This window comes from Eudoraea chungangensis (assembly GCF_029360665.1).
In the GTDB taxonomy this organism is placed as follows: domain Bacteria; phylum Bacteroidota; class Bacteroidia; order Flavobacteriales; family Flavobacteriaceae; genus Eudoraea; species Eudoraea chungangensis.
In genome coordinates this window covers 391736-403408 of record NZ_JARDUB010000004.1, presented here as the reverse complement: position 1 = coordinate 403408, position 11673 = coordinate 391736, and the positions used below count along the sequence as shown (strand labels likewise).

Here is an 11673-nt window from a genome sequence, read left to right as displayed (position 1 = left end):
GTTCTAAAAGCGCATGCCCAGTTTAATATTAAAAACACGCGAAGTCATAAAATTTGGAACGGCAAATTCTTGTTTGCTATCCACATCTCTCACCCAGGTATTTGTTATGGCGTTTTGATTATTAAATAGGTTGTAAATTTCAAAACCTAAGTTGAGCTCTTCAAAGCTATGTAACCAATGTCCTTTTGGATAAGAATCGTTAATGCTTGCAAAAATATACGAAATACCTAAATCTGCACGCCTATAATCTCTTAATCTACTCTGAAATTCATAAGGATCTGCATAATTTGGGGATCCGCCAGGAACTCCTGTGTTATATACCAGATTTAAATACATCCTAAGCCTAGGGATAGAAGGGATATAGTCTTGCCATAAAATACCTAGTTGAAAACGTTGGTCAGATGGTCTAGAAATATATCCTCTATTGTCTATATTCTCTTCTGTTTTTAAAAAACCTAAACTCACCCAAGATTCTGTGCCGGGAACGAATGCCCCATTTAGTCTGAAATCAAAGCCATAGGCGTAAGCAACTGCATTGTTATTTGCCTCATATCTTATTCGGACGTCCTCTAAAGTATATGGATTTACCTTGGTTAAGTCTTTGTAGTAAACTTCACTTACCAGTTTAAAAGGGCGTTTCCACAACTCAAAACTATATTCATTTCCCAAGACAAGGTGGACAGATTTTTGCGCTTCCACTTCAGATTGGATAGTGCCTGTTTCATCTCTTAATTCTCTGTAAAAAGGTGGTTGCTGATAGATTCCTGCAGCCAACCTAAATAGCATATCAATTTTCCAGCTTGGTTTCAATGCGAACTGTCCCCTTGGGCTAAAAATAAACTGCGAATTAGTATCAAAACCTTGACCGCTTAAAACCCAGTATTGCGCTCTAACACCCAAATTATAATAGATGTTGCTAGAATTCCATTGCACTCGCCGGCTGTATTGCAGGTAGGCAGATGCTCTATCTGTGGTAACAAAATTCAAGGCAGAAATAGACGTATATGGCTCTATATCGGCAGTAAAAGGTTCTTCTGGCTGATTATTTTGAAACTCCTCAAAAGGTGGTCTAACGGAGAATCCAAGAGAATCAATAAATTCCGATTCTCTTATTTGATCTCGGATATCTTCGTGGGTATATTTTAAACCCCATTCCCAGGTGGAGTTATCCTTATTGTACAGCCCTTTATGCCCCACATTTACAATTAAAGCATCCAAGATATTTCGTGCTCGATTGAATTGCGTTCCAATGCCTCGTGTAGAGCTGATATCCCCAGAATTGTCGTCCCCTAAGTTTATATCAATTTCTCCTAGTTCATATTGCGAAATAACATCAGAAAATTCTTCTTCAACCGTATGGTAAACCGAGCTAATAAGGCTTAAGGAAAGATTGTCTTTTGGAGTAAAACTTGCCTTGAAGGCGCCCATGCTTGTGGCGTATGTATTATCTTCTTCTCCCTGAAAAAATACGATAAGCGACTGTGGATTATTAATGGTACCAAAATTGGTTCTTCTGGTTAATGGGGTATTTTGGTAATCGTTAAGAGAGAGGTTACCTAAAAAGCTAAGATTGAATTTAGAGCTAAATTGATAACTCAAAAAAGTTTGTACATCTGCAAAAATTGGAGTAAAATTTGCGTTGGTGTCCTGGCTGTTTACCAGTAGACTATTGTTTCGGTATCGAGCTCCAGTAATGCTCGTGAAGTTCCTGTTTTTAGAAATAGTCTCGGCCGTAAGGGAGGCTCCTAAAAGGCTGGCATCTACACTAAGAGCAAATTCTGATGGTCTTTTGTAGGTTATATCAAGTACGGAAGATAGTTTGTCTCCATAGTTTGCCTGAAATCCTCCCGAAGAAAATTCAAGGCTTTCCACCATTGTACTGTTTACAAAACTCAGACCTTCCTGCTGACCTGATCGAATTAAAAAAGGACGATATACTTCAATGTCATTGATATAAACAAGGTTCTCATCATAATTCCCGCCCCTAACTGCGTATTGGGTGCTTAGCTCATTATTCGAAGAAACCCCTGGGAGAAGCTTAAGAACGTTCTCTACCCCCGCATTGGCCCCGGGAATATTCCGGACCAAATCGGCTGCGATTGTAGTAATTCCTTCTACGCTTTTTTCCCCTGTGGCAGTAACTTCTACCCCATCTATTTGTTGAACATCGGTTTTCATTACCGGGTTAAACTCAAAAGTCTCATTGGTGGTAAGAATTAGATTTTCTAGAATTACATTTTTATGTCCCATATGGGAGAAAGAAATTGTAATCTCAATATCCGCAAGAACCTCAAGAAGATAAAAACCAGTGTCGTCTGTAGAAGTCCCCTTCCCTTGGGATTCTATATTTACATTGGCCACGGGTTCTTTTTTTTCATTTAATACCACACCGGTAACTGTAGCTTTTTGACCCCACAAAGGACCTATAAAACCTAGGAGTGAAATAGTTAAAAACAGTTTGGGCCAGTTCAAATATTTACTTTCTGAAAAAATTACTACTAAAAGTAGTTGTGTTTCCTACGTTATCAGTAACGATTAGTTTAAGATCACATTGCGTGTGATTTAATATTTTATCGTCGAAATTATAGGTGAGTGTATTGGTTTTTGGCTCGTATTCCATTAGAATCCATTCGCCATTTAATGTGGCCGAATACGTATCTATTCCACTCAGATCGTCCGAGATTTGGATACTCAAATACCGGTAGTTATTTAACCATTGTTTTTCCTTGAAATTTTTGGGACGTATTTTAGGTGGAATGGTATCTGTTGCCAAAGTATATTTCCCAAGATTTCTTGTTTTTACTGAAAAAGTACCTTCTCTTTTAAAGGTATTTATATAGTTTGGCCTCCCTTTTGCATCTAGCCAGGCAATAAACATCTTTTTTCTCTCCTTCAAAGAATACTTTTTTACATCGAAAGTTACCGTAAATCTTTTATGGGCAGGCACTGTACCCTTGTGGATTTGAATAGTATCTGTTCCTTGTTTTAAGTCTAGATAGAAGTTGTCATAAAACGTATTTGGTGGAAAATATACTTTTGCCGCACCTAAGTCATAATTATTGGGCTGCCTGGAGGTTAAATAATATGCTGTTTTATAGTCTTCATTATACACTTGCTCCTCGGGTTCTTTCCCTTCTACAGGAATTTTTACTCTAACGGTATTATTGTGCCAGTCTTTGATAACAATTTCCACTTCATAAGACAATCCTCGGCGAACCGTAATTTTACCATCTTCAAATATTTCTTTATAAATACCGAGTTTGTTTCCGGGCTGAAGAAAACAATATTGTATTCTCCTGTTTGTTTTGCTGTAGTGTTCGTAGTCTATAAGCGTATTAATATATCTCGTTTCTCGAAAGGAAAATTCCTCGAATACATATTTGCTATAGGTTCTGCCATTTACCAATTGTTCTACAGAAAAGATTCCATTCTTATTGGCTGCTAAATCCTGTCTGTCATAGGTTTCAATCCCAAAACCTATTTCTCCTAAAGCCACTACCTTATTGGCCAGATAAGAACCATCTTGTTGTTTGTTGAACTTTATTTGGGTTTTGGAATTTCGACTGTTTACCACCGCACCTTTGCTAATGGGGTAGGCATATAGGCCTAAGAGGGTCGGATTCGTTGCATCGCGAACTTCGTATCCATATAGCAGCGGATTGGTAGGTTTTTCGGAAATACTGCTTCGTATCTCAAAATGTAGATGTGGCCCGGAAGAACCACCCGTATTCCCAGAATATGCTATTAATTCTCCTTTAGACACTTTTAGTTCTCCATATTCTGGAAAAACTTCTATTTCGTAAGCCTTTTTTTGATACTGAATGTTTTTAACATAGTTCTCTATCTCGGGAGAAAATTTTTGCAGATGACCATATACAGAAGTAAAGCCATTGGGATGTGCAATATAAATTACCTTTCCATAACCCCAGAGTCCAACTTTAATTCTAGTTACCGTGCCCTCATAAATAGACTGAATTGGAAGACCCTCTCGCTGTTGGGTTTTTATGTCTATTCCCCCATGGAAATGATTAGAACGGAGTTCACCAAAGGTGCCAGCAAGTATTAGAGGGATTTCTAAGGGGGACCCAAAAACGTCTTGAGGATATTTTTCCTGTCCAAAAACCAATATCTGATTAATTAACAGAAAGCCAATTAAAATTATTCTCATAGCTAATAAGTTATTGCGAATTTAAAGAATAGGATACTAACACAAAAAAAAGCAAGCCAAACAAATAGAAAAATATAAGGTTTTGCAACGGCCATTTCGGGTATATTCCTTTATTTAAAGTGAAGCTTTAAGAATAAATGCTAAAACTTTTGTGCAGTCGTTTCAGGAATGTTAACTTTGTGTAAATAGCATTGGATTGACAAATGAGTGAATTGGTTGAAATCGTTGACTCCTTGGAAAACAAAATTAGCAAGCTTCTTCATAAAATTGAGTTGCTTGGGAAAACTAAGGTAAAGTTAGAGGAGGAGATTGAATATTTAAAAAGAGACAACGAAGCAAGCAGAGATTCCATTTCGGAATGGGAAGAGAGATATAATTCGCTAAAACTTGCCAATTCTATGCTGGGCAGTGAGAACAATAAAACAGAAGCAAAGCTCAAAATAAATACATTAATCAGAGAATTGGACTATTGTATTGCGCAATTAGCTGAGTAGTGTAAAACTAGTATGGGAGAAAGGCTAAAAATAAAACTTTCTATCGCAGATAGAGTATACCCTTTGACCATCGACCCTAGTCAGGAAGAAGGGTTGCGAAAGGCTGCGAAGAATATTGAACAGCTTGCTAAAAAATTTGAGCAAAACTATGCCGTTAGAGATAAACAAGATGTTTTGGCCATGTGTGCCTTGCAGTTTGCCTCTAAAATTGAACAAAAAGGCATAGAGAGTAGTGAAGATACCAAAGAGGTCACAGAGCGGCTGAAAGCTTTAGATCAATTGGTTAATTCTAAACTTAGCATAAAATAAGTTCTTTTACATAAAATAAAGTTACTGCCCACATTGGTATATAATTTTGACAAACTCAACATTAATTTGTTTAAAAAGGGTGAGTTTAGGTTGTAAAAGCAGGCCTTCTAGTAAAGGATCCTTGATCAACCTGTTAGCCCTAAACCTGTTCATAGGAGTTTGTACAGAACTTCCACTAATGTGGGTTTTTTTGTTTAATGAACGTTCTATATAGTTCTAATACAGACGAAAGATTTGTAAATCTTCTGTGTAGTCAGTTTATTTGGATGTTCTGATAGCTATTGAATTAAGAAAACTAAGGCTACTACGGTAGCAAAAAAGGAAGTACTAATTATTGGATTAAATTATGGATATTACTACTATCGCCATAGCCGCAATTGTTGGCTTGGTAATTGGAATAGGAATTGCTAAGATCTTAGAAAAAGGAAAGGCCACCAAGACGGTTTCTAATGCTAAAAAAGAGGCGCTTTCTGTTTTGAAGGAGGCTAAAATCGAGGGGGAGAACATTAAAAAAGATAAAATTTTTCAAGCCAAAGAGAAGTTTTTAGAGCTAAAAGCTGAACATGAGAAGGTTATTGTCAATAAAAATAAAAAAATCTCAGAATCAGAAAAAAGAACCAGAGATAAAGAGTCTCAAGTGAGTGGCGAATTGGCAAAAAACAGAAAGCTTAATGAGCAACTAGAAACTAAATTAAAAGACGTCCGTCATAAACTGGAACTATACGAGAAAAAACAATCAGAATTAGAAAAATTACACAATAGTCAGGTAAAACAACTGGAGGTAATTTCCGGACTATCGGCGGAAGATGCAAAGAGTCAGCTCTTAGAGTCTCTCAAAGAAACAGCAAAATCTGATGCCATGGCCTATCTGCAAGCGACCATGGAAGAAACTAAGCTTACCGCACAACAAGAAGCTAAAAAAATTGTCATTAACACCATTCAAAGAATAGGAACAGAGGAGGCTGTTGAAAATTGTGTTTCTGTTTTTAATCTGGATTCCGACGACGTAAAAGGACGAATAATTGGAAGAGAAGGAAGAAATATCAGAGCTTTAGAATCTGCCACTGGGGTAGAGATCATCGTGGATGATACCCCGGAAGCGATAATACTATCTTGTTTTGATTCTGTTCGCAGGGAAGTAGCCAGATTATCTCTTCACAAACTAGTTACAGATGGTAGGATTCATCCGGCCAGAATAGAAGAGGTTGTAAGAAAGACCGAAAAGCAAATAGAACAGGAAATAGTTGAGGTTGGTAAACGAACAGTAATAGACCTTGGTATTCATGGATTGCACCCAGAACTCATCAAGGCGGTTGGAAGAATGAAATATCGCTCTTCCTATGGCCAAAATCTTTTACAGCACTCCAGAGAAGTTGCAAAACTATGCGGCGTTATGTCTGCTGAATTAGGTTTAAACCCCAAAATAGCTAAAAGAGCCGGACTCTTGCACGACATTGGAAAAGTGCCAAATACCGAAGCCGAAGTAGAAACACCTCATGCAATTTTAGGCATGCAGTGGGCCGAGAAATACGGAGAGAAACCGGATGTCTGCAATGCAATAGGCGCGCACCATGATGAAATAGAAATGAAAACACTTATTTCGCCAATTGTTCAGGTATGTGATGCAATAAGTGGTGCCAGACCAGGAGCTAGAAGACAGGTATTAGATTCGTATATCCAAAGACTAAAAGATTTAGAGGATATTGCCTTTGCTTTTAATGGCGTCCAAAAGGCTTATGCCATACAAGCAGGGAGAGAATTGCGTGTAATAGTGGAAAGTGAGAAAGTGAGTGATGAAAAGGCAGGACAGTTGTCGTTTGAAATTTCTCAAAAAATACAAACGGATATGACCTATCCCGGACAGGTTAAGGTAACTGTAATTAGAGAAACACGCTCTGTAAACGTCGCGAAATAGGATTTTGTTTATAAATTCCTGGGCATTGAAGACCGCAATTGCCTCAAAGGGTTATTTACTGAACCTGAAATGTTAATCCTCCTGAGATAATTCCAGCGGAAAGACCAGTATTTCTGTGGTAGTAATTGTACCTAAGATCTATACTTTTTAGAGCTATTTTCCAAAGCCTTAGCTTGGTAAATATATCGGTATAATTCACGCCAATTCCATATTGATTTGCAGCGTATTGGGAGAGATCAAAATCAGAGGTGTAATACCTTTGCTGCGAGTTGTGCTGGTTATAAAAAGCAAAATAGTCTACGGAACTTTGGTAGTAGAACCTGTATGCAGGATATAGAGTCCATTTATCAACTATTTTTATTGGTATTTCCAGACTGGCAGTATGCGAAGTAATCCCCCAATCGTCGGTATAAAATCGATAAAACGAGCGCAATACAAAAAATTCATTGATATAAAAGTTAAGCCTAGTACCTAAGGCTACTTTAAATCTTTTATCTGGCAAGCGTTCAACATCGTCTGCTAGATGAAAGTTATCAATAAAAGAGTCTTCCACGTCTTCAAAATAAACTCTTTGAAATGGTGTGGACAACAGTCCGTTTTGCTGAACGAAATCTACGAGAAAACTTCCTTGAATATTTTTAGTAATAATCTGAGAGAGACTTAATCCCAGGGCGTAGGAATTTCTTTTTTCATTAGAAAAAACAGTAAAATCAGGGTCGTAGTCTGGATTACCCGTAATGGTGTTTTCTCTAAAAAGAAAGTCATCCAATCCCAAGCCTCCCGGCGCAAAGGGACGAAGTTCATAGGGGTAAATTGCATTCCACTTGTCTAAAAATACACTGGCGTTAATAGATATCTCAGTGTTTTTTTCGTTTAAAAGCTTACTATAACTACCTCCGAATCCAAAAGATGAATAATCGTATTCTGTAGAAAAGGAGACCTTTGCGGACCAAATTGTATTCCTATCGTCCGAAGATTTGCTATAAGCTGCGGTAAGATTGTACCAGGTATCGTCTCTGGAAGCTCCTGTAGCGGCCGTAAATGGGTCAGCAGGCCTTTTGTCAAATGGATTAATATTACTTGAGGAGGCCGAGGTATAGGCAGAAATTCCAGTATCTATTGTTAGAATATCGTCTTCACTAAGTGGAATAGATATTACAAATGCCGCAGTTACATCGGTAAGTTCTTCTGTTCCCAAGCCTCCAGTAACAGCAGCATTATTACCATCTTGTGAATAATAACTAGATAAAAAATCTATTTCAGTAGTCTCTAAAACCCGAGGAGTATAATCCGTGGAATTTTCAGGTAGATTTTGGGCATGGGCCTTAGCTCCTAAGAAGAACAAGGTTATAATTAAAAGATTGTAAGATTGGGCTTGTCTAAAAATCACCTGAATTTTGTTTAGTATGGTATTAGTTGCAACCACAACCGCCACCAGTTTTTCCTCCGTTGGCACCGACGGCACCTTCTCTATACGAATGAAAAATGGTAATATTTCTATCTGATGTTTTTTCGGATAGTACCATATCGGGATCGTTTAGATTAACTTTTTCATAACCTTTAACGACCACACAACTATGAAGACACATCGCAAGACACAAAAGAATGAATAGCTTTTTTATCATGTTTTATCAATTTTAATATTATTAGAGCTATGAAGTTGCCCCTTCTCATCTATTACAATGCATTCTACTCCAGGGATTTGATTAATTCGGTGTATGCCCGTCTCTAAACCCATTACGAATACAGAGGTGGCGAGTGCGTCTGCCAATTCCGCTTTAGGAGCAAAAACGGTAACACTGAGCAAACCAGACGAAGGATAACCAGTCCTGGGGTCTATTATATGGGTGTATCGTTTGCCATTGATAGATATGTACTTTTCATAGTTTCCTGAGGTCACTACTGCACCGTTGGTAATTGGTAGGGTTGCAAATGCCTTGTCTTTGTTGAGTGGATTTGTAATAGCAACAGTCCAAGCTTTGCCATTTACTTGTTTTCCCCAAGTGGTCATATCTCCTGAGGCGTTGACTATTCCTGAAGAGATTCCAAGATTCTGCAATAGACTTTTGGCCATATCCGCAGCATAGCCTTTTCCTATGGCGCCAAAACCAATTTTCATCCCCTTTTCTCCTAACCAGACGGTTCTTTCACTAGGGTTTAGAATTATTTTAGTAAATCCTACTTTTGAAATGGAAGCCGCAATCTCTTCTTTGGAAGGCATATCTTGGACACTCCCATCGAATTTCCAAATCTTATCCATGGAGGCATAGCTTATGTCAAAAGCTCCATCGGTAAGAAGCGATATTTTATTAGCCCTTTCTATAAGTGAAAAAAGTTCAGAACTAACCTCAGTTGGTCTAAGCCCTGCCTCATGATTAATTGCAGAGGTCTCGGAATTTAGGTCCCAAGAAGAAATTAATCTTTCAATTCGGTTTATCTCCTGTATTGCCAAATCAATTGCAGAGGACGCTTCTAAGGAGTCTTTTGCAATGACGGTAATTTGAAAGCCACTCCCCATGGCCATAAAGTCTTTGCGATAGGTAATTTGGCTGTTTCCGAGGAAAACAAAAAGACTGAAACAAACTAGATAGACGAGTCGCATGTTTATTGTAAAAAAGAGTTTATTAGTGAGATATAGTCTTCTGGGCTACTTTTTTTGTAGGCGGTTTTACCAAAAACGTCACCTTTTTGATCTAAAATAACCACTAGAGGGAAATTACCATCTTTATTGTAGATTTCTGCTAGTTTATTGTTCCTTAGCTGTTGTACCGCAGAGAGTTTATTCTTCTTTCTTCGCGGAAAATCGGCTAATAACATGATATAGTTCTTTTTTGCGTATTTAATGAAGTCCTCATCTTGCCAAATATCTCTATCTAGTTTAATGCAAGGTGCACACCAATCCGAGCCCTGAAAAACTAAAATTATAGGCTTGTTTTCCTCGGCTGCTAATTCCCTAGCCTTGTTAAAATCTGTTTGCCAATCCTGTGCCCAACTAAAGACGCAGATGAAAAACATAAAAAAAGGAAACAATCTCATTAAATCCTAACGTTATGCACTATGTTTTCGTATGCCCAAGCAGGGTATCCTCTAAAAACAGTAGTCCTTAAAATGTATGTGTTTTAGCTACAGAAAATAGATACAACCGTTTACTCCTTATAACGTGAAACTAATTCTTCTGCCTTTATGACCTCGGCAAATTCTCCTTGTAAACTTGCCAAACTTACTTTGTGGACAAGATCTGCACTGAACTCTTCTCCCTCCTTATTGGTTTTATTAAAAGAGGCAGTTGCATCGGATATTACAACACAATTAAAGCCTAAGTTAGCTCCCATTCGGACAGTAGAGGAGATGCAATGCTCCGTGGTTAAACCGGCAATTACAAGTGTCTCAATGCTATTTGTAAGGAGAATTTTTTCCAAAGATGTTTCAATAAAAGCACTGTTGACTTCTTTTTCTATCACAATCTCTTTTGGTAGTGGTTTAACAATTTCTTTTATAGCATTACCCTTTTTACCCTTCGCTAGTGGAGATGCAACTGAAGTGGAATTATGCTTAATATGGATAATCAAGTGCCCTTTGGCTCTCCAATAGTCTAGAATTTTTTTCGCTTTTTCTTCGGCATCAGGATTGTTCCTTTTTCCTCCGTAAAAAGAAAGATCATCTAATCCCTTTTGAATGTCAATTAGTAAGAGAGCCGTATTATTTTTGTGGTGATTTGGCATGTTTAATTACGGTAGTTTATATTGAATAGGATTAAACACTTCGGATGTCATCACTACTTAGTGACCAGCTCTAAGGCGTTGAGATCCCTTGAATTTGCAATTACTTTAACTCGTCGCATTGCCAAGTATACAGACATTCCATTGAATTTTCTTAACTTAAGTCGATTAACGGGCATGGTTTATCTATTCTATTAGGAACAAAAACCTTTATTGGAGCTAAAATCAAAGTTAGAAATCTAATTCTTTATATTCTACTTCTTCTGTAATAGATTTTATATTTCCCGGATAATTCCGTCCCCTGAGTCTTTGTACTGTATGTGCTTTTAAAACCTCCACGGGATATGGTTTTAAAAGATCTTTAAGCTTGGTTGAATCTTCCTGTTCATTTAGGGGTTTTAACCAATTTTCTGCTGCTTCCCCGGACAAAATTACTGGCATCCTGGGACCTTTTAATTTTGGATTATTATGAATTTTTCTTAGTAGTGGATTTGCTTCTGTGGTAATTATGGTAAAGGTAGTAACTACTTCTCCCGTACTTTTATCTATCCATTCACTCCATAATCCGGCTAGGCTCATTGGCACATTGTCTCTTCTGCTAACGTAGAATGGGAAAGTTTTTCCTTTGTAATGATGATGCTCATAAAAACCATCTATAATAAATAAACATCTATTTTTTTTTGCGGCATCTCGAAACGAAGGTTTTTCGAAAATAGTTTCCCCTCTAGCATTTAGAGTATTGTTCCAATATTTTTTTACCTGAGACCTATCTTTTATCCAAGAAGGTATCAAGCCCCAATAGGCCAAAATAGGTTGGTAAGGAGTTTTATCCGGATATATAAATAGCCTTGGGTGACTAAAACCTGAAACATGATAAGAAGGAAGGTCCGAATATGGGAGTAGCTTTTCGATTATTTCTTCAATAGCCTGCTCGTTTCCGTAGTGCCGTGCTCGTTTTAATTGGGCTTCAAGACTCGCCTTAATATCGTAACACATAGTTAAAATGATAGTTTATACAAAACTTAAAGTTAACAAAATCAAATAAGAATAGTAATGCGAGTCGTTCTA

The 11673-nt window shown here is 37.6% G+C and carries 11 protein-coding genes and 1 other RNA gene; 4 read left to right on the top strand and 8 right to left on the bottom strand.

What is annotated here, in order from left to right; all coding sequences use genetic code 11:
- Positions 1-3: 3 nt before the first annotated feature.
- Positions 4-2472, bottom strand: coding sequence for a TonB-dependent receptor (locus PXG98_RS11745; RefSeq protein WP_276391300.1), 2469 nt, complete (start codon positions 2470-2472; stop codon positions 4-6).
- A 4-nt stretch (positions 2473-2476) separates the two neighbouring features.
- Positions 2477-4168 carry a M23 family metallopeptidase gene (locus PXG98_RS11740; protein ID WP_276391298.1) on the bottom strand — a complete coding sequence of 564 codons (1692 nt, stop codon included), beginning with the start codon at positions 4166-4168 and terminating at the stop codon, positions 2477-2479.
- Between the two features lie 203 nt (positions 4169-4371).
- Here PXG98_RS11740 and PXG98_RS11735 point away from each other — a divergent pair, with 203 nt between their 5' ends.
- The 4 genes from PXG98_RS11735 (at position 4372) to rny (ending at position 6886) form a co-directional block, all read left to right on the top strand.
- The gene (locus tag PXG98_RS11735; protein ID WP_276391296.1) at positions 4372-4662 is read left to right on the top strand and encodes a hypothetical protein; all 291 of its coding nucleotides are present in this window, start codon (positions 4372-4374) and stop codon (positions 4660-4662) included.
- Positions 4663-4674: 12 nt separating this feature from the next.
- Positions 4675-4971 (top strand): cell division protein ZapA, encoded by a 297-nt coding sequence (locus tag PXG98_RS11730; protein WP_276391294.1) that lies wholly within the window; start codon positions 4675-4677, stop codon positions 4969-4971.
- Positions 4972-5024: 53 nt separating this feature from the next.
- Positions 5025-5132: non-coding RNA, 6S RNA (ssrS, locus tag PXG98_RS11725), on the top strand.
- Between the two features lie 185 nt (positions 5133-5317).
- Positions 5318-6886, top strand: coding sequence for a ribonuclease Y (gene rny, locus PXG98_RS11720; protein WP_276391293.1), 1569 nt, complete (start codon positions 5318-5320; stop codon positions 6884-6886).
- A 55-nt stretch (positions 6887-6941) separates the two neighbouring features.
- Here rny and PXG98_RS11715 read toward each other — a convergent pair whose 3' ends face one another.
- From PXG98_RS11715 to PXG98_RS11690, 6 genes are all read right to left on the bottom strand, one after another.
- Positions 6942-8276: a DUF3570 domain-containing protein gene (locus PXG98_RS11715; RefSeq protein WP_276391291.1), complete on the bottom strand. Its 1335-nt coding sequence runs from the start codon at positions 8274-8276 to the stop codon at positions 6942-6944.
- Between the two features lie 22 nt (positions 8277-8298).
- Positions 8299-8511 carry a DUF4266 domain-containing protein gene (locus PXG98_RS11710; protein ID WP_276391290.1) on the bottom strand — a complete coding sequence of 71 codons (213 nt, stop codon included), beginning with the start codon at positions 8509-8511 and terminating at the stop codon, positions 8299-8301.
- Positions 8508-9488 carry an FAD:protein FMN transferase gene (locus tag PXG98_RS11705; protein ID WP_276391288.1) on the bottom strand — a complete coding sequence of 327 codons (981 nt, stop codon included), beginning with the start codon at positions 9486-9488 and terminating at the stop codon, positions 8508-8510. The genes PXG98_RS11710 and PXG98_RS11705 overlap by 4 nt, the downstream gene beginning before the upstream one ends.
- Before the next feature lie 2 nt (positions 9489-9490).
- Positions 9491-9901: a thioredoxin family protein gene (locus PXG98_RS11700; protein WP_276391287.1), complete on the bottom strand. Its 411-nt coding sequence runs from the start codon at positions 9899-9901 to the stop codon at positions 9491-9493.
- Between the two features lie 131 nt (positions 9902-10032).
- Positions 10033-10608, bottom strand: a complete 576-nt coding sequence (locus PXG98_RS11695) for a cysteine hydrolase family protein (RefSeq protein ID WP_276391286.1) — start codon at positions 10606-10608, stop codon at positions 10033-10035.
- Positions 10609-10836: 228 nt separating this feature from the next.
- A complete protein-coding gene (locus tag PXG98_RS11690) occupies positions 10837-11601 on the bottom strand; it encodes an SOS response-associated peptidase (protein ID WP_276391284.1) in 765 nt (254 codons plus the stop codon).
- Between the last annotated feature and the right edge of the window lie 72 nt (positions 11602-11673).